13 protein-coding genes are annotated in these 23,385 nt (G+C 65.9%); 6 read left to right on the forward strand and 7 right to left on the reverse strand.

Annotation, left to right across the window (positions count from 1 at the left end):
• Positions 1-6 precede the first annotated feature (6 nt).
• Both ECTHA_RS0111650 and rsxA read right to left on the reverse strand, forming a co-directional pair.
• Positions 7-534: an RnfABCDGE type electron transport complex subunit B gene (locus tag ECTHA_RS0111650; protein WP_025281894.1), complete on the reverse strand. Its 528-nt coding sequence runs from the start codon at positions 532-534 to the stop codon at positions 7-9.
• 26 nt (positions 535-560) lie between these two features.
• Positions 561-1,130 carry an electron transport complex subunit RsxA gene (gene rsxA / locus ECTHA_RS0111655; RefSeq protein ID WP_274520677.1) on the reverse strand — a complete coding sequence of 190 codons (570 nt, stop codon included), beginning with the start codon at positions 1,128-1,130 and terminating at the stop codon, positions 561-563.
• Positions 1,131-1,448: 318 nt separating this feature from the next.
• Here rsxA and nifL point away from each other — a divergent pair, with 318 nt between their 5' ends.
• The 4 genes from nifL (at position 1,449) to draG (ending at position 7,334) form a co-directional block, all read left to right on the forward strand.
• The gene (gene nifL, locus ECTHA_RS0111660) at positions 1,449-3,017 is read left to right on the forward strand and encodes a nitrogen fixation negative regulator NifL (RefSeq protein WP_025281892.1); all 1,569 of its coding nucleotides are present in this window, start codon (positions 1,449-1,451) and stop codon (positions 3,015-3,017) included.
• 19 nt (positions 3,018-3,036) lie between these two features.
• A complete protein-coding gene (nifA, locus tag ECTHA_RS0111665; protein WP_025281891.1) occupies positions 3,037-4,605 on the forward strand; it encodes a nif-specific transcriptional activator NifA in 1,569 nt (522 codons plus the stop codon).
• A gap of 183 nt (positions 4,606-4,788) precedes the next feature.
• Positions 4,789-6,315 carry a nitrogenase cofactor biosynthesis protein NifB gene (gene nifB / locus ECTHA_RS18080; RefSeq protein ID WP_025281890.1) on the forward strand — a complete coding sequence of 509 codons (1,527 nt, stop codon included), beginning with the start codon at positions 4,789-4,791 and terminating at the stop codon, positions 6,313-6,315.
• A gap of 119 nt (positions 6,316-6,434) precedes the next feature.
• The gene (gene draG / locus ECTHA_RS18085; protein WP_025281889.1) at positions 6,435-7,334 is read left to right on the forward strand and encodes an ADP-ribosyl-[dinitrogen reductase] hydrolase; all 900 of its coding nucleotides are present in this window, start codon (positions 6,435-6,437) and stop codon (positions 7,332-7,334) included.
• A 20-nt stretch (positions 7,335-7,354) separates the two neighbouring features.
• Here draG and ECTHA_RS0111680 read toward each other — a convergent pair whose 3' ends face one another.
• Entirely contained in the window at positions 7,355-8,122 is a 768-nt protein-coding gene (locus ECTHA_RS0111680) for a class I SAM-dependent methyltransferase (RefSeq protein WP_025281888.1), read from the reverse strand.
• A gap of 534 nt (positions 8,123-8,656) precedes the next feature.
• Here ECTHA_RS0111680 and acnD point away from each other — a divergent pair.
• Together acnD and prpF are read left to right on the forward strand one after the other, a co-directional pair.
• Positions 8,657-11,248 carry a Fe/S-dependent 2-methylisocitrate dehydratase AcnD gene (gene acnD, locus ECTHA_RS0111685; RefSeq protein ID WP_203225336.1) on the forward strand — a complete coding sequence of 864 codons (2,592 nt, stop codon included), beginning with the start codon at positions 8,657-8,659 and terminating at the stop codon, positions 11,246-11,248.
• A complete protein-coding gene (prpF, locus tag ECTHA_RS0111690; protein ID WP_026623753.1) occupies positions 11,248-12,429 on the forward strand; it encodes a 2-methylaconitate cis-trans isomerase PrpF in 1,182 nt (393 codons plus the stop codon). The genes acnD and prpF overlap by 1 nt, the downstream gene beginning before the upstream one ends.
• On the opposite strand, the gene recD is transcribed toward prpF, so the two are convergent.
• Genes recD through ECTHA_RS0111710 form a run of 4 tightly spaced genes read right to left on the reverse strand, consistent with a single transcriptional unit; the run spans position 12,389 to position 23,368 of the window.
• Complete coding sequence (gene recD / locus ECTHA_RS18090; protein WP_025281886.1) at positions 12,389-14,551, reverse strand: exodeoxyribonuclease V subunit alpha; 2,163 nt, start codon at positions 14,549-14,551, stop codon at positions 12,389-12,391. The genes prpF and recD overlap by 41 nt on opposite strands.
• Positions 14,548-18,444: an exodeoxyribonuclease V subunit beta gene (gene recB / locus ECTHA_RS0111700; RefSeq protein WP_025281885.1), complete on the reverse strand. Its 3,897-nt coding sequence runs from the start codon at positions 18,442-18,444 to the stop codon at positions 14,548-14,550. The genes recD and recB overlap by 4 nt, the downstream gene beginning before the upstream one ends.
• Complete coding sequence (gene recC / locus ECTHA_RS0111705; protein ID WP_238984742.1) at positions 18,441-21,980, reverse strand: exodeoxyribonuclease V subunit gamma; 3,540 nt, start codon at positions 21,978-21,980, stop codon at positions 18,441-18,443. The genes recB and recC overlap by 4 nt, the downstream gene beginning before the upstream one ends.
• 2 nt (positions 21,981-21,982) lie before the next feature.
• Positions 21,983-23,368: a pyridoxal phosphate-dependent decarboxylase family protein gene (locus ECTHA_RS0111710; protein ID WP_025281883.1), complete on the reverse strand. Its 1,386-nt coding sequence runs from the start codon at positions 23,366-23,368 to the stop codon at positions 21,983-21,985.
• Positions 23,369-23,385 lie beyond the last annotated feature (17 nt).

Below are 23,385 nucleotides of genomic sequence, written 5' to 3' on the forward strand. Positions count from 1 at the left end.
GTCACCTCAGCGGGCTTCGGGTTTGGACCAGCGCCAGGTGCGCAGGGTGGGGGTTTCGGGTACCAGCACCAGACCGTTGGTGGGGCACACCTCCACGCATTTGCCACAGCCGTTGCAGGCCTCGGTGAACACCGTGTGGATCTGTCGGTTGGCCCCCATGATGGCGTCGGTGGCGCACACCTTGTAACAGCGGGTGCAACCGTTGCACTGATCCTCCTTGATGCGCGCAAAGGCGGGTGCCTCCTCCTCCATGCCCGACAGATCCACGCTCACCGAGAGCTTGTCTGCCAGTTGCTGGGCCAGGGCCTTGCCGCCCGGTGGGCAGAGGGTCACGGGGGCCTCATGGGCGGCCAGGGCCTGGGCGGCACTGGAGCAACCGGGCAGGCCGCACTGGCCGCAGTTGGTGCCCGGCAGCATGTCCTCGATCTCATCGACCAAGGGGTCTTTTTCCACCTTCAGATACTTGGCGGCCATGCCCAGGGAATAACCCAGGAGCAGACCCATGGCGGTCAGGACAACGATGGCTGCGTACATGGTGTGATCTCCTGTTCGGGGGGGCGTCAGGCGAAGTCGAGGCCGGCAAACCCCATGAAGCCCAGCGACAACAGCCCGGCGACAATGAAGGCGATGGGGGCACCAGCGAAGGCCGCCGGCACATTGTTCACGGCCAGGCGCTCGCGAAGACCGGCGAAGATGACCATCACCAGGGTGAAACCCAGGGCGGCACCGAACCCGAAGGTCACGCTTTGCAGAAAACCATGACCTTCCTGGATGTTGAGCAGGGCCACGCCGAGCACGGCGCAATTGGTGGTGATCAGCGGCAGAAAGATCCCCAGCACCCGATGCAGGGCCGCGCTGGTCTTGCGGATGACCAGTTCGGTGAACTGCACCACGGCGGCGATCACCAGGATGAAGGAGAGGATGCGCAGAAAGCCCAGATCAAGGGGCGCGAGCACGAAGTACTCCAGCAGCCAGCCGGCCACCGAGGCCAGGGTGAGCACGAAGGTGGTGGCCAGGCCCATGCTCAGGGCCGTATCCAGCTTGTTGGACACGCCCATGAAGGGGCACAGCCCCAGGAACTGCACCAGCACCACGTTGTTCACCAGGGCTGTGCCCAAAAGTAGCAGCATAAACTCCGTCACGGTGTTCACCTCGCTTGGATTGAGGGGGTATCTGCATCTTGCGTGCCAAGGGGGATGCACTCTTTAGGCGCACCCTTTATGGGGATTTGCGGCGGGCGTGCACCATGATGGTGCAGTGGGTGCTGTGAGGATCGCGACAGGCAGAGCCGCCGGTTCACCTCGATGTGAGGTAACCGACAATGCCTCCACCGGGAGCCATGGGGCCTGAGGGCAGTATTCCGAGTGAGAGGGCGGTATCAGGGTGATGTATGGCCCGGCTCTTGCATTAGTGAAAGTCACACAGCTGCATCGCCACGAGACCTCGCCATGACCCGACCCCATCACCCGTTCCAACCGGCCAACGATCATACCATTCGCGTTGGCGAGGGCGCGTTGCCGGCCCGGTTGTTCTTCGAGGCGGTGGAACAATCCTCCGTGGCCATCTCCATCACCGATGCCAAGGCCAACATCCTCTATGCCAACCCGGCCTTCACCCGGGTGACCGGTTACGAGGCATCGGAAGTCATGGGTGTGAATGAATCCCTGCTGTCGGATCGTCGCACGCCCAGTCTGGTGTACGAGACCCTCTGGGGTCGTTTGCGCCAACTCAAGCCCTGGACCGGGGTGCTGGTGAATCGTCGCAAGGATGGCCGGCGCTACCTGGCGGAACTGAGCATCGCTCCGGTGCTGGATGCCCAGGGCCATCTCACCCATTACCTGGGCATGCACCGGGATGTGACCGAAATGCATCAACTGGAAGAACAGGTGCGCAATCAAAAGGCCCTGATCGAGTCCGTGGTGGATGCCGAGCCGGTGGTCATCGCCCTGCTGGACGAATCGGGCCAGGTGGTGCTGGACAACCAGGAGTACAAGAAGCTGGCGGGGGACATGCGCGGCCAGGAACCCGCCGAGGCCTTCCTCTCTGCCCTCTCCGAAAGCATGGGGGAGGCCTTTGAGAAGGCCCGCAGCAGTGGCCAGGGTTTTGTGGATCACGAGGTGCAGTTCGATCCGGGCGCGGGTCACGCACCCCGCTGGTTCTCCTGCTCGGGTACCTGGATTCGTGAGCGGGATAGCAGCGCCGATGCCTTCTTCGAACCCCGCAAGGTGGAATATCTCATGCTGGTGGCCAAGGAGGTCACCGAGCTCAAGCGGCAGCAGGAAGAAATGCGCATGAATGCCCTGAGGGCGCTCACCGCCGAGAGCGAATTGGTGGAAAGCATGCGCGAGACCCTGACCGGCGCCGTCTATCAGATGCAGGGGCCTGTCAACATGATCGCCGCCGCCACCCAGTTGCTGGAGCGGCGCCAGGGGGAGGGCACCGCCGATCCCCTGTTGAATGTGTTGCAGGAAGCCCTGGCGTCCGGCCGTCAGGCCCTGCAGACCCTGGAGAACTGCATCCCGGAGGAGCGGGACGAGGCCATCATCCCGGTGAACCTCAACGCCCTGCTGCGTGAGGTGCTGGGCCTGTCCACCCGTCGCTTGCTCACCTCCGGTGTGGTGGTGGACTGGGATCCGGCCCCAGTGTTGCCCAATGTGCTGGGTCGGGAAGGGCGCCTGCGGGGCATGTTCAAGCAATTGGTGGACAACGCCCTGGACGCTCTGGATGACAGCGGCACCGGTCGCCGGGAGATCCGCATTGCCACCCAGGCCCTGGATGATGCGGTTCAGGTGGTCATCCAGGACTCCGGGCCGGGTATCCCCGAGTCCATGCGGCTGCGGGTGTTCGAACCCTTCGTCAGCACCAAGGGCCGTGGTGGCAGCGGAGCAGGAATGGGGCTGCCCATGGTGCAGGAGGTGGTGAACCAGCACGCCGGCCTGGTGGAGGTGGACCCCACCTGCCTGGAAGGCTGCCGCATCCGCTTGCAGTTCCCCAACGCTTCACAGCGCAAACTCTGACATCACTCCAGGAACATCCATGGTGATCTCTCCTACGGCAGTCGGCACGACGCGGCGCTCGCGCGCCCAAGTGATCGAAATGCATCTGGACACGCTTTATCAGGTCAGCCAGGTGCTCAGTTGTTCATCCGGATTACAGGACATCCTCTCCGGGGTGCTGCATGTGCTGCACGAATCCTCGGACATGCGTTGCGGGATGGTGTCGCTGCTGGATCCGGGCACGGGCGAACTCATGGTAGGGGCCGCCCATACCGGCACCCGGGAAAGGGTGGACAAGGTGCGCTACCGTCCCGGCGAGGGCTTGATGGGGGCCATCCTCAAGGAGGGTGACACGGTCATGGTCGGTCGTATTGCCGATGAGCCCCGGTTTCTGGACCGCATGGGGCTGTACGCCCCGGATCTGCCTTTTGTGGGCGTGCCCATCCGGGTGGGCGAAGACAACCCCATCGGCGTGCTGGCCGCGCAGCCCATTTGCGGGGATGACGGCCTGCTGGAAGAGCGCGCCCGTTTCCTGGAGATGGTGGCCAACCTGCTGGCCCAGACCGTGCGCCGCGCCTGGGATCTGGAGCAGGAGCGCCAGGCGCTGACCGATGAGCGCGACCGGCTGCGCCGCGAGGTGCGTGGCGGCTATCACCTGGACAATGTGGTGGGGCATTCCAAGGAAATGCGCCGGGTGTTCGAGCAAGTGCGTCAGGTGGCCAAGTGGCACACCACGGTGCTGGTGCGCGGCGAGACCGGCACGGGCAAGGAGCTCATCGCCAATGCCATCCACTACAACTCACCGCGGGCCAACGGTCATTTCGTCAAGCTCAACTGCGCAGCCCTGCCGGACAATCTGCTGGAGAGTGAGCTCTTCGGGCACGAGAAGGGCGCCTTCACCGGGGCTGTGTCCCAGCGCAAGGGGCGTTTTGAGCAGGCGGATGGTGGCACCATTTTCCTGGACGAGATCGGCGAGATCTCCCAGGCCTTTCAGGCCAAGCTGTTGCGGGTGTTGCAGGAGGGTGAGTTCGAGCGGGTAGGGGGCACGCGCACCCTCAAGGTGGACGTGCGGGTCATCGCCGCCACCAACCGGCCTCTGGAGGAAGAGGTGGAACGGGGGGATTTCAGGGAGGACCTGTACTACCGGCTCAATGTGATGCCCATCTTCGTGCCCGCATTGCGCAATCGCAGCGAAGACATTCCGGATCTGGCCCGATTCCTGGTGGATAAGTTGGCCAAGGCCCAGGGTCGTCCCCTGGACATCACCGACAGTGCCATTCGCACACTCATGCGCCACGAATGGCCCGGTAATGTGCGGGAGCTGGAAAACTGCCTGGAGCGGGCCGCCATCATGAGCGAGACCGGCACCATCGACCTGGATGCCATCAACCTCACTGGCCTGGAGGACAAGCTCCCCTTGAGTCGCAAGCCGGAGCCCGAGGTGGAGGTGGACCTGGACGACCCCGACCTGGATGAGCGCGAACGGGTGATCGCCGCCCTGGAGCGGGCCGGTTGGGTGCAGGCCAAGGCGGCTCGCCTGCTGGGCATGACGCCCCGGCAGATCGCCTACCGCATTCAGACCCTCAAGATCAGGGTCAGGCAGTTCTGATTGTGCCCTTCACCACAGCCATGTCTGTGACATGTGCAACATGTTTCTGAGAGTGGGATGGTAAAGCTATAAAAATCATGAGGTTGTCTTTATTTGATTTCAGGCACGGCGTTTGCATCACTCCTCCCAAGACCAACCTTTCCCACCGCGAGACCGGCGGGCACCCTCAACGGGAGGACCGTGATGGACCTGAAAATCAAAAAGCTCAGCGACATTCCCGTCATCAAGGAGGCCGTCACTCCGCAGGGTGGCTGCTCAACCAGTGGCTGCGGCAGCGCCAACGACCCCACCCCGGAACTGCCTCAGGCCATTCGCGAGAAGATTCAGGATCATCCCTGTTACTCGGAAGAGGCCCATCACCACTTTGCCCGCATGCACGTGGCGGTGGCGCCGGCCTGCAACATTCAGTGTCATTACTGCAACCGCAAGTATGACTGCGCCAATGAATCCCGCCCCGGTGTGGTCTCTGAGGTGCTCAAGCCGCACCAGGCCGTGAAAAAGGCCCTGGCCGTGGCGGCCAGCATCCCCGAGATGACCGTGGTGGGCATCGCCGGCCCCGGGGATGGCCTGGCCAACCCCACCCGCACCTTCCAGACCTTCCGGGGCATCCGCGAGCAGGCCGACGACATCAAGCTGTGTCTGTCCACCAACGGCATGGCCCTGCCAGAGCATGTGGAAGAGCTGGCGGCCCTGGGCGTGGATCACATCACCATCACCATCAACAGCATCGACCCCGAGGTGGGTGCCCGCATCCATCCCTGGGTGATCTGGAACAAGAAGCGGGTCTTCGGCGTGGAAGGTGCCCGTCTGCTCATCCAGCAGCAGCAAAAGGGCCTGGAAATGCTGGTGGAGCGTGGCGTGTTGGTGAAGGTGAACTCGGTGATGATCCCCGGCATCAATGATGAGCATCTCAAGGAGGTGTCGCGGGTGGTGAAGGCCAAGGGGGCCTTCATGCACAACATCATGCCGCTGATCTCCGAGCCGGAACACGGCACCTATTTCGGCCTCAATGGCCAGCGCGGCCCCACCCAGGCCGAGCTGACTGCCCTGCGCGATGCCTGTGGAACTGACATGAAGATGATGCGCCATTGCAGACAATGCCGCGCCGACGCCGTGGGTCGGTTGGGGGAGGACCGGGGAGCCGAGTTCACCGCTGATCGCATCGACGAGCTGGAGGTGGACTACCCGGCCGCCCGTGAACGGCGCGACCAGGTGCAGGCGGCCATACGCGAGTCCATGGGGGCCAAGCGGCTGGCCAGCACCGCTCGGGCACCCGTGGCATCGGCGACCGGCAAGGCCGCTTCCCGTCCGGTGCTGATGGCCGTGGCCACCCAGGGCGGTGGCGTGATCAATCAGCACTTCGGACATGCCCGGGAATTCCTGGTCTACCGGGCCTCGCCCGAAGGCGTGCGTTTTGAAGGCCATCGGCGCGCCGATCTCTACTGCTCCGGCCCTGATGAATGCGGTGACCGGGAGCAGGTAATGGCAAGCACGCTGCGCTCGCTGGAAGACTGCGAAGTGCTGTTGTGCTCCCGCATCGGCATCGAACCCTGGTCCACCCTGGAAGCCGCCGGCATCACTCCCAACCCCAATCACGCCATGGAGCCCATCGAGGATGCCATCCTGGCCGTCTACCGGGAGATGATGGAGTCCGGCCAGCTGGCCCCGGTGGAGGAGGGCAGCAACAGCCTGATGGCCGAAGTCTCTTGAGTCTCTCCTTGAAATCCCTCCTGAAGCCCCTCTCCCCTCCGGGGAGAGGGGTTGGGGTGAGGGGCGGCGGCGTCCCCCCAGACAAAGAGCCGCTCTCCTTCCCGGGGACAGAGGTTGGGGTGAGGGGAGCGCCCCACCGAGCCCAAGCCGCCTACTTCGCTCTGGCCATCGGCGACGCCCTCGGCGCCACCGTGGAATTCATGACCCCCCGGGAGATCCAGTCCCAGCACGGCATCCACAAAGACCTCACTGGCGGCGGCTGGCTTCACCTCAAACCCGGCGCCATCACTGACGACACCCAGATGAGCCTGGCACTGGGTGACGCCATCATTCAGGCGGGCGACATTCACGCGCCCACCATCGCCGAAGCCTTCAGCCAGTGGATGCGCTCCCGTCCCGTGGACATCGGTCACACGGTGCGCCGCGGCATCATCCACTATCGCCGCACCGGCGAGACCCAGGTCCCCCTGAACGACAACGACGCCGGCAATGGGGCCTGCATGCGCGTGCTTCCCATTGCGCTGGTCACCCTGGGCCAGCCCCGCGAGACGGTGAACGCCGCCTGCCGCCTGCAATCCCATATCACCCATCACCACCCCTTGTCCGACGCTGGCACCGAGTGCATCGTGGCCATGGTGCAGATGGCCCTGCAGGGCGCCGATCAGCGGGATCTGCTGCAGGGGCCGGTGAAGGCTCTCATCCAGCAGCACCCGGAATTCCACTTCCGCAAACGCCGCGAAGAGAATCCCAGCGGCTTCATCGTCCACACCCTGCGCGCCGTGTTCCAGGCCCTGTTCGACACCGACACCTTCGAGGACTGCCTGGTGGATGTGGTCAACCGGGGCGGGGACGCCGACACCACCGGCGCCATCGCCGGGATGGTGGCCGGCGCGCTCTACGGGCCGGAGGGTATACCGGAGCGCTGGGGGAAGGCGCTGGATGGGGAAGTGAAGGCTCACATCATGCGCCAGGTGCAGACAAAAAAAGAGGGTGGATTCATGCCTGACGTGCAAGCGTGAATTCACCCCTCCAAACGTGATCAGGGACGGAAGGCGATTTGCTGGACAAAGTCCACTTCATTGGTGTCGTAGGGGCGGCGCATGTCGCCGTAGCGTTCCACGTTGACGAATCCGGCGTCTTCCAGCAGGTGGGTGAGGTAGTCCTGGCGCAAGGGGTACATGTTGAGTTCAAAGCGGGCGCCATCGGGGAAGACGTAGTTGAATTTGGCCAGGCTGCGGTGCAGTTCCACCGGGCCTACGTCCACGTTGTTGCCGGTGTAGCAAAAGGCGTGTTTGGAGCTGTATCCCTGGTCGAGCATGGCATCGTAGTTGCGCTGGTCGATGATCAGCATGCCGCCCGGGCGCAGGATGCGAAAGATGGCCCTGAGGGCAGTTCGACGATCTTCATGATCGAACAAATGGGTGAAGGAGTTACCCAGGCATACGGCCGCATCGAACTGCTCGGTGCCCAGGGTCTCGTCCAATGAGAGCCCGTCGATGGCCTTGGCATCGGCAAAGCTGACGCCGTAGTGCCTGGCGTTTTCCTGGGCCTTGGCCAGCATGTTTTCAGATCCATCCACAGCCGTGACTTCAAACCCGTATTGGGCCAGGGACACCGCGTTGACACCGGTCCCGGTGGCGATATCGATGACCTGCTTGGCGCCGTGGGCGTGCAGGTGACGATTGTAGAAGGCACCTTCCCGGGCCAGGCGTGCTTCCCAGCCCACCAGATCGTCCCAGTATTCGGCGAAACTGCGTGTGTATTGCGTAAAGTGAGTGCCGGTGTTCGCGTTGAGTGCCTCGGTCATATGAGAGCTCCTTGTTGGCTTGGTGTGAAATGGGAGCGCTATTGTGGGTGGATGACAGGGAGCGATACAGGCCATCGAGTCGCTGGGGATGCGGGCCCTGGAGATCACGACGGATCCGGTGGAGGGGATGTCACCGCAGGCCCTGGAGCGAGCGTTGGACACCTGGCCGATCCGCGCCTGCGTGATGATGCCCAGTTTCGGCAATCCCCTGTGTCGCGTCTTTTCAAGAACTCCCGATAAAGGGGACGGACATCTTTTCCCGGGGAGTGTTTTCGGGGGAGTGTTTTTTTGTGGGAGCGGGCCTGCCCGCGAGTGGTGCCGGGATTGCCACTGAAGTCCTTTCTGGCATGGGCTTCGCGGCCGGGGGCTGCTCCCACGGGGGATTCTCCCGGAAAAGGTGTCTGCCCCGGTTTTGCTTTTGAAGGCGTGGCACTTTTTGTGCCTCGCTGCGAAGGTTTATACTCCCGGGCACCCGCGCTGGATGTTGACAATCTGCGGTGTCCAGCCAGACCACCCTTGACTGAGTTGCCCATGATGAACACTGATTATCGCAAGCCACTGCCAGGCACCCAGCTGGATTACTTTGACACCCGTGCGGCCGTGGAGGCCATTGCGCCGGGGGCCTACGACAGGCTGCCCTATACCTCCCGTGTGCTGGCCGAGAATCTGGTGCGCCGTTGTGATCCGGCGCTGCTCACCGATGCCCTGAAGCAGCACATCGAACGCAAGCGGGACCTGGATTTTCCCTGGTTCCCGGCGCGGGTGGTGTGTCACGACATCCTGGGGCAGACGGCGCTGGTGGATCTGGCGGGCCTGCGCGATGCCATCGCCGAGCGGGGCGGGGATCCGGCCAAGGTGAACCCGGTGGTGCCCACGCAGCTGATTGTCGACCATTCCCTGTCGGTGGAATACGGCGGTTATGACGAGGATGCCTTCGAGAAGAACCGCGCCATCGAGGATCGCCGCAACGAGGACCGCTTCCACTTCATCGACTGGACCAAAAAGGCCTTCAAGAACGTGGACGTGATCCCGCCGGGCAACGGCATCCTGCACCAGATCAACCTGGAGCGGATGTCGCCGGTGGTCCATGCCCGCGATGGTGTGGCCTTCCCCGACACCCTGGTGGGGACCGACAGCCATACCCCCCATGTGGATGCCCTGGGCGTGCTGGCCGTGGGCGTGGGTGGCCTGGAGGCCGAGAGCGTCATGCTGGGCCGGGCCTCGTACATGCGCCTGCCGGACATCATCGGCGTGGAACTGGTGGGCAAGCGCAAGCCGGGCATCACCGCCACCGATATCGTCCTGGCCCTGACCGAGTTCCTGCGTCAGGAGAAGGTGGTCTCCGCCTACCTGGAGTTCTGTGGCGAAGGGGTGAAGGAGCTGAGCCTGGCCGACCGCGCCACCATCTCCAACATGACCCCGGAATTCGGCGCCACCGCCGCCATGTTCCACATCGACGAGCAGACCATCGACTACCTCAAGCTCACCGGCCGCGAAGACGAGCAGGTGAAGCTGGTGGAAACCTACGCCCGCGAGGCCGGTCTGTGGGGCGATGACCTGAAGAACGTGGAATACGAGCGCCGACTGCGCTTTGATCTGTCCACCGTGGTGCGCAACATGGCCGGCCCCTCCAACCCCCACAAGCGCCTGGCCACGTCCGATCTGGCAACCCGGGGCATCTCCGGCAAGGTGGAGAACGAACCCGGCAAGATGCCCGATGGCGCCGTGATCATCGCCGCCATCACCAGTTGCACCAATACCAGCAACCCGCGCAACGTGGTGGCCGCCGGCCTGCTGGCCCGCAACGCCAATGCCCGGGGCCTGCTGCGCAAGCCCTGGGTGAAGAGCTCCTTCGCCCCCGGCTCCAAGGCGGTGCAACTGTACATGGAGGAGGCCGGGCTGTTGCCGGAACTGGAGAAGCTGGGTTTTGGCATCGTTGCCTTTGCCTGCACCACCTGCAACGGCATGAGTGGCGCCCTGGACCCGAAGATCCAGCAGGAGGTCATCGACCGGGATCTGTATGCCACCGCCGTGCTCTCCGGCAACCGCAACTTCGACGGGCGCATCCACCCCTATGCCAAGCAGGCCTTCCTGGCCTCGCCGCCCCTGGTGGTGGCCTATGCCATCGCCGGCACCATTCGTTTTGACATCGAGAAGGATGTACTGGGTGTGGATGCCGATGGCAATGAGGTCACCCTCAAGGACCTGTGGCCCAGCGATGAGGAGATCGATGCCATCATCGCCAGCAGCGTCAAGCCGGAGCATTTCCGGCAGGTGTACGAGCCCATGTTCCAGGTGAAGACCGAAGCCGCCCAGGAGATCAGCCCCCTGTACGAATGGCGGCCCCAGAGCACCTACATTCGTCGCCCGCCCTATTGGGAAGGGGCCCTGGCGGGTGAGCGCGCCCTCAAGGGGATGCGTCCGCTGGCGGTGCTGGGTGACAACATCACCACCGATCACCTCTCGCCCTCCAATGCCATCCTGCTCGACAGTGCCGCCGGTGAATACCTGGCGAAGATGGGCCTGCCGGAAGAGGACTTCAACTCCTACGCCACCCACCGGGGCGATCACCTGACCGCCCAGCGGGCCACCTTCGCCAATCCCAAGCTCATCAACGAGATGGCCGTGGTGGATGGTGAAGTGAAGCAGGGCTCCCTGGCCCGGATCGAGCCGGAAGGCCAGGTCACCCGCATGTGGGAGGCCATCGAGACCTACCAGGAGCGCAAACAGCCCCTGATCATCATCGCCGGGGCCGACTACGGTCAGGGCTCCAGCCGTGACTGGGCCGCCAAGGGCGTGCGCCTGGCCGGCGTGGAGGCCATCGTCGCCGAGGGCTTCGAGCGCATTCACCGTACCAACCTGATCGGCATGGGCGTCTTGCCCCTGGAGTTCGAGGCGGGCACCACCCGCAAGACCCTGAACATCGATGGCACCGAGACCTTCGACGTGAAGGGTGAACTGGCTCCCCGGGCGAACCTCACCCTGGTGATCCATCGCAAGAACGGTGAGACGGTGGAGGTGCCGGTGACCTGCCGCCTGGATACGAAGGAAGAGGTCTCCATCTATGAAGCGGGCGGCGTGTTGCAGCGCTTTGCCAAGGACTTCCTGGAAGCGGAGAGCGCCTGATGAGCCATGTTCCCCAAGTGAAGATCCCTGCCACCTACATGCGGGGTGGCACCAGCAAGGGCGTGTTCTTCCGCCTGGATGACCTCCCCGAGGTGGCACAGACCCCCGGGGCCGCCCGGGATGCCCTGCTGCTGCGGGTGATCGGCAGCCCCGACCCCTATGGCAAGCAGATCGATGGCATGGGTGGGGGCGTCTCCAGCAACAGCAAGTCGGTGATCCTGTCGCGCAGCACCCAGCCGGATCATGACGTGGATTACCTGTTCGGTCAGGTGTCCATCGACAAGCCCTTCGTGGACTGGAGCGGCAACTGCGGCAACCTGACCGCCGCGGTGGGGGCCTTTGCCATCAGCGCCGGCCTGGTGGATGCCGGGCGCATCCCCCAAAACGGCACCGCCATCGTGCGCATCTGGCAGGTGAACATCCAGAAGACCATCATCGCCCATATCCCCATCACCGATGGGGCGGTGCAGGAGACGGGGGATTTCGAACTGGATGGGGTGACCTTTCCCGCCGCCGAGGTGCAGGTGGAGTTCATGGACCCGGCCGATGACAGCGGCGGGTCCATGTTCCCCACCGGGAATCTGGTGGACGATCTGGAGGTGCCGGGCATCGGCACCTTGAAGGCCACCATGATCAACGCCGGCATCCCCACCGTGTTCGTCAATGCCACGGACATCGGGTACACCGGCACGGAACTGCAGGATGACATCAACGGGGATCCCAAGGCCCTGGAGATGTTCGAGACGCTCAGGGTCCACGGGGCCGTGCGCATGGGCCTGGTGCAGTCGGTGGAAGAGGCTGCCCAGCGTCAGCACACCCCCAAGATCGCCTTTGTGGCCCCGCCCAGGGACTACGTGGCCTCCAGCGGCAAGCAGGTGGCGGCGGGTGATGTGGATCTGCTGGTGCGGGCCCTTTCCATGGGCAAGCTGCATCACGCCATGATGGGCACGGCGGCCGTGGCCATCGGCACAGCGGCGGCCATTCCCGGCACGCTGGTCAACCAGGCGGCCGGCGGCGGCGATCGCACCTCGGTCCATTTTGGCCACCCCTCGGGCACCCTGCGGGTAGGGGCTGAGGCCACCCTGGAGGGTGGCGAATGGAAGGTGGTCAAGGCGGTGATGAGCCGCAGTGCCCGGGTGCTCATGGAGGGCTGGGTGCGGGTGCCGGGGGATGCCTTCTGAGCAGGCGCCCACTCAGACCGCTGTCCCGGTTCACCCGGCGGGTGATGGCCTCGCCCAGTACCGAGGCCTGGCTGTAGAGCAGGGTGAAGCGGCGGCGTGAGCGGGTGATGGCGGTGTAGAGCAGTTCCCGGGTGAGCACCGGGTTGGGGGCATCCGGCAGGATCAGCGCCGTGTGCTCGAACTCCGAGCCCTGGGACTTGTGCACAGTCATCGCGAACACGGTCTCCACCGCCTGCAGGCGGCTGGGAAGCACCCAGCGCACCTGACCGGCCTCGCCCGGGAAGGCCACCCGCAATACCGTGCGCACCTCGTTGTTCTGGCGCACCGGTACGGGCAGGGTGATGCCGATGTCCCCGTTCATCAGGTTCAGGGTGTAGTCGTTGCGGGTGATGAGCACCGGTCGTCCGGCAAACCATTGACGCTGGGCCGGGGCGCCCGCGTCCGACTCCCCGGGCAGCAGACGGGCGGCGCGCAACACCTGGATGATGCGGGTGTTGAGCCCGGTCACACCCCAGGGTCCATCCCGCAGGGCGGTGAGCAACTGGAACTGCCGCTGGGCCTGAAGGATGTCGTGGGCCCAGGCATCGACCCGTGCCGACGCGTCGGGATCATCCGGGGCCTGTTCCAGGCGTTGCAGGTAGCCCGCATACCCCTCCCTGACCTGTTCATCGAAACGGGGATCGGCCTCATCCTGCAGCTGAATCGCCGCCACCCTGCCCAACTGACTGTCGGGCTCCGCGGCCGATCGTTCAAAGACCGCACGCACCGCCGCCAGGGCGGCATCGGGATCCCGTGGGTCCTGCTGTGGATCATTCACCCGGGCCGCCAGGGCGCCGATACCGCCCTGATCGCTGAAGCGATGACTGGTGCGCAGCATGGCCACCGCCTGGTCCAGTGCCCCCCCGTTCGCATCCACCATCGCCTCCGGCACGTCCTGACCACTGACCCGTGCCAGCCAGTCCCGGGTGTCGGGCGTGTAATGGGCCCGATGGGCACGCTGGCACAGATCACCCAGCACGGCGCCGGCCTCCACCGAGGCCAGCTGATCCTTGTCTCCCAGCAGGATCAGCCGGGCCTCGGGGCGCAGGGCATCCAGCAGATGCACCATCATCTCCACATCCACCATGGAGGCCTCGTCCACCACCACCACGTCGGCGGCCAGGGGGTTGCCGGGATGGTGACGAAAACGCCGGCTGTCGGGGCGGGGCCCCAGCAGCCGGTGCAGGGTCTTCACCCGGGTGGGGATCGGGCCCACTTCGCCGGCGATGCCCTCGGGCGGCGGCAGGGCATTCACCTGGGCGTTGATGGATTCATTCAGGCGCGCGGCGGCCTTGCCGGTGGGCGCCGCCAGTTCGATGCGCAGGGCCGGCAGGCCCTGCACGGCGGCCAGGCGCTGCAACAGGGCCAGCAGACGCACCACGGTGGTGGTCTTGCCGGTGCCCGGTCCCCCGGTGAGGATGAAAAAGCCGCTGCGGGCCGCCAGGGCGCAGGCCAGGCGCTGCCAGTCCGGTCCCGGACCTGGCGATGACGAGGGCGCTGCTGCCTGATCGCCGGCCGGCTGGAACAGGGTGTCCAGCAGTCCGGCCAGCGGCGTCTCGGGAAGGGGCAGCGGTTGCTGCAGGCGGCCCTGTATCCCTTCGGCGATGCGCTGCTCATAGGCCCAGTAGCGGCGCAGGTAGAGCAGGGGACGTTCCGGGTCGCCATCCAGCACCAGGGGACGCGGATCGACCGGGTCCCGCGCATCTTCCGCACGGCTGATGGCCGAACTGGCCCGCAGGCGCGCCACCCAGTCCGTCAGGGTCAGCGCCCCCAGCTCACGGGCCAGGGCAAGACGGATGCCCTGGGCCAGGGGCTGATCGTCCCGCAGGCGGGTGAGCAGGGTCTGCGGGTGATGCAGGGCCTGGGCGAGATCCAGGCACACATGGCCGTGGCCATTGCGTTCGCTGGTGAGCGCAATGGCCAGCAGCACGGCGGGATCATCCTCCGGGGCCTGGGTGTGGATGAAGCGTGTCAGCGACAGATCCAGGGCACGGATGGCGCCGGCGGCGGCCCAATCACCCAGCAGGGCCAGGGTGGGGTGGGGCGGGTATTTCTGATGGGCCTCGGAGTGTTGCGCCATCATGCCAGATCCTCCATCCGGGTGGGGCGCTGCCCCTTGAAGAGGGCATCCAGGGCCTCGATCAACGCCCGGGGTGGGCGATGGGCATGAATGCCCCGGGCCGGTCCCCCGCCGCCGCGCAGGAAGGCATAGGTGGCGCCGCCCATGTGCTGATCGTAATCGTAGTCCGGCAGGCGCAGCTTCAGTTGTCGGTGCAGGGCCAGCAGGTAGATCAGGTACTGCAGGTCGTAGCGATGATGCAGGACAGCGTCCTCCATGGCGGTCGTGGAATAGGCCGGATCGTCCGGGCCCAGCCAGTTGGATTTCCAGTCCAGGACGTAATAGCGCCCCTGGTGTTCCAAGACCAGGTCGATGAAGCCCTTGAGCATGCCATTGAGCCGGGCCGGGTCCAGTCCGGGTCGGCGCCGGCCCGGCAGACAATGGGCCTGGGCCAGTCGATCCAGGTCCCGGGTATCCACCCGGGTGGCGGCGAACCAGAATTCCATCTCCACCTGCAGTGACTCGGGCGCCAGATCGGCCAGGGTCAGCGTGGTGGTTGAGGATCCGGACGCCGTGGGGAGGGCCCAGGGGGTGGTGAGATAGGCGGCCAGCCAGGCATCCAGGGGCTCGATCCAGTCGGTCAGGCCCCTGAGCTGGCAGCGCCGGGCCAGCATGTCCCGGCGTGCCTCCGGGCAGTGGGCGGCGGCGGCAAACCCCGCTGCCCGATCGGCGGGGTCTTGGGCCCGGGCCTCGGTGGCCGCCCATTCCATGATGCCGTGCAGGAAGTTGCCCACCTGGCGCCCCCGGGGCAGGGCATGCAGACCGGACAGGGGTGTGATCGGTTGCCCGGTGGGGGTTCGGGCGACCTGGGCCTGGGATGGCCATGGGGGCTCATTGGCCAGGCCTTCCTCCCGCCCCAGCTCATCATCGGCGGTCTCCGCTGCCGTCACCGGTTCGGGTGCTTCTTCCCCGAGCGGGCCGACGCGCAGCCCGGAATAACTGGCGATCCACCAGGGCTCGTGACGGAAATCCGGCGCCGGTCGGGCCGGATCCAGGGCGGGTCGCGGTGGCGGTGAGAGAGGCGTGTCGGCGGGCGCTGGGGCAGGCTCCACCTGGATGTGGGGCATGTCCTGGCCCAGGGTCTCAAGGGCCTGCTTCAGAGCCTCCGTGCCATCGAAGGCCTGGCCGCCATTGAGTACATGCCCGATGGCCGACTTTTCCAATTGAATCTTGCGGGTGTTGCCGCTTTTCAGGGGTGCGATGCCCAGCCAGACGCCGTGACGGGCTCGGGTGATGGCCACATACAGCAGGCGCATGTCCTCGCTCAGGCGGGCATCATCGGCATCGTCCCAGGCTTGGCGATAGCCATCCCGGCCCGCCGTCTCGATATACCGACCCTCGTCCCGGCGCAGTGGAACCTGGGCCGTGCGTCCGTTCACCTCCCGCCAGCTGCAGATGAAGGGCAGCAGCACCAGGGGATATTCCAGCCCCTTGGACTTGTGGATGGTCACTACCTGGATGAGCTCTGCATCACTCTCCAGTCGCACCAGGAATTCCTCGTCATCGGCATCCAGGTGCTCGCTCAAATGCCGGATCAGGGCCTGTTCGCCGTCCAGGCTGCGGGCGGCCTGCTGCAGCCATTCGGCCAGATGCAGCAGGTTGGTGAGCACCCGCTCGCCTTCCTCCTGCTCCAGCAACTGGCGGGGCAGCGCCTGGTCGTGCATCAGGCGGCGCAGCATGGCCAGCACGCCCTGGCGCCGCCAGATGCGCTGATAGCCGTGGAAGCATTCCAGCTGTTCCTCCCAGGCCAGCTCATCCTCCTGCCAGCCGGCCAGGGTTTCCAGGGGCAGATCCAGGGTGTTGGTGCCCAGCGCCGCCCGCACCAGGCCCTCGTCGGTGGGGCAGGCACAGGCCCGCAGCCAGTGCAGCAGGTCGCGGGCCTCGCGGGTGCGGAATACTGAATTGCGATCGGACAGGTACACGCTGTGTATCTGCCGTGCCGCCAGTGCCTGGCGCATGACGGCGGCCTCGGTGCCGGTGCGCACCAGGATGGCGATGTCCCGGGGGCGCAGTGGCTTCCATTCGCCGTCTTTGCCATCCCCGTGGCGGAACCCGGCCTCACCGCGGCGGGCGGCCTCCAGCCACTGCACGATGCGCGAGGCGGCGGCTGCGGCCATGGCCTCCCGATAGGTGTCGGGGGCGACGGGCCCCTCGCCCGGGTCGAATAGCCAGAAGTTCATGGCGGGATGCGGGGCCCCCTCCAGGATCAGGGTCTCACCGCGGCCATGGGCCGAAACGGGCTGGTAGGGGATGGGATTTTCGGCATCGCTGCCGGTTTCGGGGCGGAAGCGAAAGGCTCCCCGGGGATGACCCTCGGCATGGGTGAACAGCCGGTTGCAGGCTTCCACCATGCCCTGGGTGGAACGGTAGTTGGTGGCCAGGGTGTGATGCCGGCCCCGGGTAGCCTTGCGGGCGGCCAGGTAGCTGTGGATGTCGGCGCCGCGAAACCCGTAGATGGCCTGCTTGGGATCGCCGATCATGACCAGGGCGGTGGGGTCCCGGGCGTCCTGCGTGGCCGCGGCCCCATAGACCCGGTCGAAAATCCGGTACTGGATGGGGTCGGTGTCCTGGAACTCGTCGATCAGGGCCACGGGGAACTGGCGGCGCAGGGTGGCTGCCAGGTGACGGGCCGGGTCCGCGGTGTTGTCATCGCCGCCCGGGGTGAGGGCGATGTCCATCTCCCGCAGCAGGTCGTCAAAGCCCATCTGTGCCTGCTGGCGCAGTCGCCGGGTGAGTTCATGGCCTACCCATTCGCTGGCATGGGCCAGGATGCAGGCCTCCAGGGTCGGTTCGGTGTGCCCATCCGCCGGCTTGAGTGCGCTGGCTGCCTGTTGCCACTGGGCGATGGCGGCGAAGGCCGGGTGGGGCATCTCCTCCTGCACCGGGGCCTTGGCCTTGAAGTGAAAGGCGCCCTGGGCAAAATTGCCCAGCCGGTTGGGGGCCGCTTCACCCTCGCTCCAGGCCTGGATCTCCTTGAGCATGACGGTGAATTTCTCCGGTTGGCTGCTGCCATGGCGGGTGCCATTGAGATGAGGCTGCAGCGTCCATAAATGGCTCTCGATGGCCTGCCGATCGGCCTGCCACTGGTCTCGGGCGGCCTGCTCCAGAGCATCCACCTGGTCCTGCCGGGCCTGACGTTCCAGGGCCTTATCCAGCGCTGGACGCAGGTCCGGGCAGTGCAGGGGGCGGCCCTGGAAGGAGAGCCTGGCATCCCGCTGGTGCAGCCAGGGCCGCAGCTGATCATGCAGATGCTCCGGCGAGGTGATGGACTGACGCACGCAGCGGGCCTCGGCGGCGGGCAGGGGGTAGAAATGCACCCGCCAGTAATCCCTGAGGATCTCGTTGATCAGGTCCGTCTGGTCGGTGGCCACCTCCCGCTGGAACAGCCCCCGGGTCTCGAAGGCGTGTTCCTTGAGCATGCGCTGACACCAGCCGTGGATGGTGGAGATCATGGCCTCGTCCATCCATTCGGCGGCCAGACGCAGGGTGCGGGCGCAGCCGGGCCAGCGTTCGGGGGGGAAGTCGCTGCGCAGTCGGTGCAGGGGGTTGGCCCGGGTCTTGGGATCAGCGTCCTCGGCCGCCTCCGGCGTGGCCTCGAACCAGGTGGCTGCCTCCACCAGACGGCTGCGAATGCGCTCGCGCAGTTCCTGGGTGGCGGCCTCGGTGAAGGTGACCACCAGGATCTCCGGTGGCATCAGCCCGCGCTCGAAGGCGGTATGTTCATCCCCATGCCCCAGCACCAGGCGGGTATAGAGCAGGGCCAGGGTGAAGGTCTTTCCGGTGCCGGCGCTGGCCTCGATGAGGCGGCTGTCACGAAAGGCAAAGCCCAGGGGGTCCAGGGTGGCCGGCGCACTCATGGCTGAACCCCCTTGGGTGCGATCAGATGGCTATACAGCGGGTGGTAGAGGGTTTCGATCGCCCGGGCAAAGTCCGGGTCCTCGGTCAGGCGGGCGTAATCGGGCCAGAAGCGGGCGAAGACATCGTGCTCATCTCGCTCGCTGCTCAACTGATGCCCGCCTTCGTACAGCGTCTGGGGATCGGGGCTCACTCTCTCTCCCTCCGATTCGATCAGGGCCGCGAACCCGGTGCGGCAGGGCAGGGGCAGGGGGCTTTGCAGGCCCTCCCGGTAGCCCTCCATGAGCTGGATCAGAATGGCCTGGGCGGCGCTGGCGTCCATGGGTTGCAGGATCACCCGGCTTTGCGGGCCCAGCAGGCAGGTGGTGGTGGGGGCCTGTAGCTGGGCCGCCAGGTGGGTGGGCCAATGCCGGATCAGGTGATGCCATTGGTAGTCGTCGTCCTTCTTCACCAGCCGGCTGGCTTGCAGCACCAACCGTAACCGGGCCCCCGAGGCATCCTGGCGCAGACCGGTGAGGGTGTCCTCCAGGGTGATGCCCTGGGCCTTCACACGGATGCCCTGTGCCGGGCAGGTGTCGGGATGGGCCCGCAGCAGGGACTGGAACTGCTCAACGGGCGGCTGCAAATGGGTGAGCAGTTCATCCCGCCAGTGGGTGTCGAAGGGGGGCAGGGGCAACTCACCGGCCCGGCTGAGACGCTGTGAACTGGCGGACAGGTCCATGGCGCGCTGGTCCGGTACCTGACCGTCTGGCGTCGTTCGGGTGAGGTGTTCGATCATGGCGGATCGCAGTGACCAGTTGCCCAGTCCATCCAGATGGAATGTCTCCTCGTCCTCGGCAGGGCGCTCCGCCTCCTGCAGATACAGCCCCAGGCGCTGGCTGTAGAAATGCCGGGCCGGGTAACGCAGGAAATGCCCCAGCGACCCCAGATCGATGGGGGCATCCAGTGTCGGCGGTGGTAACTGGGGCCGTTGGCGTACGGCGGGCATGGGCGCCGTGGTGAGGGACTGCCATTCGTGGGCATGGGTGAACACCCGCGGGGGGCGCTGCGGGTCGAAATACCGGGCGCTGAAGGGTTGCAGGGGGTGCTCCGTGGTCAGTGCCTTGACCAGCGCGGTGCCCTCGCCGCCCTGGGGCGCGTCTTCCCGGGATGGCCCCAGGCACCAGCCGGCGGCAATATGGTCCCGCAATTGCCCCACCAGCACGGACGGGGGGCGCTCGCTGTTGTCGCGGATGCTGCGTCCCACCCAGCTGATCACCATGCGCTCCCGGGCGGAGAGCAGGGCTTCCAGAAAAAGATAACGGTCATCTTCCCGGCGGGAGCGGTCGCCGGGGCGGTAGTCCCGGGCCATCAGATCAAAATCGGCCGGGCGGTGGCTGCGGGGGTAGTCGCCGTCGTTCATGCCCAGCAGCCAGATCTGACGGAAGGGCACGGCGCGCATGGGCATCAGGGTGGCAAAGTTCACGGCCCCGCCCAGGAAGTGCTGGTTCAGGGTGGGTTCGTCCACGGCACCGAGCAGGGTGTCGCGCACCACCTCCAGGGGCAGGGACTCGGCATCGGCACCGGCCGCCTGACAGTCGGTCACCCACTGCTCCAGGGCCTGGCCCACTCGGGTGACGGCCCGGTGATCCGCGTCGCTGTCGATGGCGAAACAGTCTTCAACGAGCTGGAGGATCACGCTCATCCATTCCTGGGGTGGCCGGGGGGGCTGCAATGCCTGCCAGGCTTCGCCCAGGGTTTGAAGCAACTGGTCCAGGGGGCCGATCATGCTGGCCTCCAGGCCACCCACCTCGTCGTAGGGTTCCACGCCCCGCCAGGGGCCCGCGTCATTGCTGGCAAAGCCCAACAGCATGCGGCGCAGGCCGAACTGCCAGGTGTTCTGCTCCAGGTCGGGCGGCAGGCCCAGGTGGGTGCGCTGGCGGGCATCCAGACCCCAGCGGATGTTCGCGCCCTGTATCCACTGGCGCAGCCGGGGCAGGTCGGCGGCGTCGATGGAAAAGCGCGCCCGAAGCGCCGGGATGTCCAGCAGATCCAGGATCTCGCTGACCGCGAAACGGGCCTGGGGCAGGTTGAGCAGGCGCTCCAGGCCGATCAGCACCGGGTTGCGGTGTCGCTGACCCTGGTCGGCGATATGAAACGGGATGTATCGCGGGTCTTCCGGGCCGATGCGGCCGAACACGGCCTCGATATGGGGGGCATAGGTCTCCACGTCCGGCACCATCACCAGTATGTCCCGGGGGGGCAGGGGGCGACCCTGGTCATGGGCCTGCTGGAAGGCATCCAGCAGTTGGTCGTGAAGGATCTCCACCTCCCGCTGCGGGCCGTGGGCCACCAGGAATTCCAGGCTGCGATCCTCGTCGGGGTCGATGGCAGTGGCCAGTTCGCGGCGCTCGTTCAGGGGGCGCAATTCCAGGATGTCGTCCTGGAGTTGTTGCAGCAGGGTGCCCTGGCCCGGGGACTCGAACAGGTCGATGGACAGGCTCCGGGCCTGAAAGTGGGCCTCGTACTGTTCCCGCTGGTCGTGTTCATCCAGCAGGCGGATGTAGTCCCGACCCTGCTTGCCCCAGGCCGCCAGCAGCGGGTGGCCGTGCAGGTGCATCTCGTCGGGTTCCACCCCGTCCGGCACCTTGCGGGCGCTCAGGCGGCGATAACCTCGGCGAAACAGATCCCGACCCTCGATGATGTCGCCCCAGTAATGGCAGCTGGGATTGTGCACGAACAGCATCACCTGGCTGATGGGGGCGATGCCCTCCAGCACCTCCAGGGTCTGCCGGGGCAGGGAAGAGATGCCGAACACGATCACCCGGCGGGGCAGCCCCTGGGGGCGGTGGGATGGGCTGAAGGACCGGGAAGCCTCAAGGAAGCGCTGATGGATGGCCGCGCGGCTCTCGCCGGGGTCGTTGGCGTCCCGGGTGATGTCTTCCAGCAGGGCTCGCCACAGCAGGGGTTGCCAGCGTTGGGTGTCGGGCACGGGGTCGCGCCGGCCATCGGGGCGGATCAGGACATCCTCGCCCGCCTGCCAGGCCTGCAGCCAGTCGCTGCGATACACCTGGTACTGGTCGAACAGGTCCGCCAGGCGCATGGCGAGCTGATGACGTCGGCGCACATCGTCGTCCGTGTGCAGAAAACCCCGCAACGGTTGGAGATCACCGGTGGCCTCGGGCGCCAGGGCATCCAGATCCCCCAGCATGCGATAAAGCCGCCAGCCCAGGGGGGCCTTGTGGAAGGCAGAGACATCCGGCAGGTCTCCCAGCACCTGGCAGTAGGTGTTCCAGATGAACCGGGCGGGCAGGGTGACCTGCAGGGCGGCGGCGATGCCGCAGCCACCCTGCTCATCCCCGGCATCCCGGGCCAGGGCGAGCTTGAGCCATTGTCCGATGCCGTTGCTCTGCACCAGGATGACCTCATCCTCCAGCGGGCGCAGCGGGTGGCTGCGCATCCAGGTGGTCATCAGGTCCCCCAGGGCTTCGAGGCGATTCCCCTGGATGAGCATGAAGCCCGTGGGCCAGGCGTCCGTGTGGGGGGCGTTCATGTCCATGGTCAAAGCAGTTCCTTCACGACCTCGTGCACGCACATGACATCCTCACGGGTGCAGTCGAACTGCCCCACCTGGACGCGGATGACCAGGCGCCCGTCATGACGGGTCTGGGTGAGGTAAACCCGCCCGTCATCATTGATGCGCTTGAGCAGGGCCTCGGTGGCGGCATCGCCCGAATCCAGGGCGAAGCTGAACAGCGACAGCTGCGGGTGGGTGACGATCTGGACGCCTGGCAGGGTGGCCAGGGTCTCGGCCAGCTCCTCGGCCCAGGCCACATGGTTGCGGATGCGCTGGCGCAGGCCCTCCAGGCCATATGCCCGCAGGGTGAACCAGATCTTCAGGGCGCGAAAGCGCCGGCCCAGGGGCACGGTCCATTCATTGAAGTCGGTCATGGACGATGACTTGCCCAGGGTCTTCAGGTACTCGGGACGCAGGCCCAGGGTGCGCACCTGAGGCGCAGGGTCGGCCAGGAACTGCACCGAACAATCGAACTGCACGCCCAGCCACTTGTGGGGGTTGAAAACGATGCTGTCGGCACCGTCGATGCCTTCCCACAGGTGGCGGTATTCCGGGCAGATCATGGCCGAACCGGCCCAGGCGGCGTCCACATGGGTGGGCAGTCCGTGCACCCGGGCCACGGCCACACCGTCGGCAATACGGTCACAGGCGCCGATCCCGGTGCCGCCCACACACAGGATGATGCCGGCGGGCAGATGGCCGGCCTCGCGATCAGCCCGGATGGCGGCATCCAGGGCCTTCATGTCCATGGCATGTCCGGCATCGGTGGGGATCTTGACCAGGCTTTCCTGGCCGATGCCGGCGATGCGCACATCCTTGTCGATGGAGGAATGTACATGCTCGGAGGCATAGAGACGCAGCGTGGGTTGCCCCTGCAGCCCCTGGGAGTTGCCCAGCCAGTTCAGCGCCTTCTCGCGCATGGTAAGGATGGCGGAAAGGGTGGCGGTGGTGGCGCTGTCGTGCAGTGTGCCGGTGAAATGCGGGTCCAGCCCCAGGGCGTCCCGCAGCCAGCTCACCATGACCTCTTCCATCTCCGTGGCCGCCGGCGAAGTCTGCCAGAGCATGGCCTGGGCGGCCATGGCGTTGGCCAGTTGCTCGGCGAGCATGGAGGCCGGTGAGGCATTGCCGGGAAAGTAGGCAAAGAATCGCGGATGCTGCCAGTGGGTCATGGCATCGGGCACGATGCGGGCGAAGTCCTCGAAGATGACCTCCATGGACTCGGGTTGTTCCGGCGCCTGGCCGGCTAGCTGGGCACGGGTGTCGCCTGGACGGGTCTGGGACCGCACGGGCCGCTCGCGCAGGCCCTCATGATAGTCATGGATCCAGTCCGCCGCCTGCTTGGACCAGTCCCTCAGGTCGTCATGGTTCATCGCTGAATCCTTGGCTC

The sequence above is a fragment of the Ectothiorhodospira haloalkaliphila ATCC 51935 genome (assembly GCF_000633935.1).
Taxonomy (GTDB): Bacteria; Pseudomonadota; Gammaproteobacteria; order Ectothiorhodospirales; family Ectothiorhodospiraceae; genus Ectothiorhodospira; species Ectothiorhodospira haloalkaliphila.

Coding starts and splice junctions, on each gene's coding strand:
- ECTHA_RS0111650 (WP_025281894.1), bottom strand. CDS start 534: ATGTACGCAGCCATCGTTGTCCTGACCGCCATGGGTCTGCTCCTGGGT.
- rsxA (WP_274520677.1), bottom strand. CDS start 1,130: ATGCTGCTACTTTTGGGCACAGCCCTGGTGAACAACGTGGTGCTGGTG.
- nifL (WP_025281892.1), top strand. CDS start 1,449: ATGACCCGACCCCATCACCCGTTCCAACCGGCCAACGATCATACCATT.
- nifA (WP_025281891.1), top strand. CDS start 3,037: ATGGTGATCTCTCCTACGGCAGTCGGCACGACGCGGCGCTCGCGCGCC.
- nifB (WP_025281890.1), top strand. CDS start 4,789: ATGGACCTGAAAATCAAAAAGCTCAGCGACATTCCCGTCATCAAGGAG.
- ECTHA_RS0111680 (WP_025281888.1), bottom strand. CDS start 8,122: ATGACCGAGGCACTCAACGCGAACACCGGCACTCACTTTACGCAATAC.
- acnD (WP_203225336.1), top strand. CDS start 8,657: ATGAACACTGATTATCGCAAGCCACTGCCAGGCACCCAGCTGGATTAC.
- prpF (WP_026623753.1), top strand. CDS start 11,248: ATGAGCCATGTTCCCCAAGTGAAGATCCCTGCCACCTACATGCGGGGT.
- recD (WP_025281886.1), bottom strand. CDS start 14,551: ATGATGGCGCAACACTCCGAGGCCCATCAGAAATACCCGCCCCACCCC.
- recB (WP_025281885.1), bottom strand. CDS start 18,444: ATGAGTGCGCCGGCCACCCTGGACCCCCTGGGCTTTGCCTTTCGTGAC.
- recC (WP_238984742.1), bottom strand. CDS start 21,980: ATGGACATGAACGCCCCCCACACGGACGCCTGGCCCACGGGCTTCATG.
- ECTHA_RS0111710 (WP_025281883.1), bottom strand. CDS start 23,368: ATGAACCATGACGACCTGAGGGACTGGTCCAAGCAGGCGGCGGACTGG.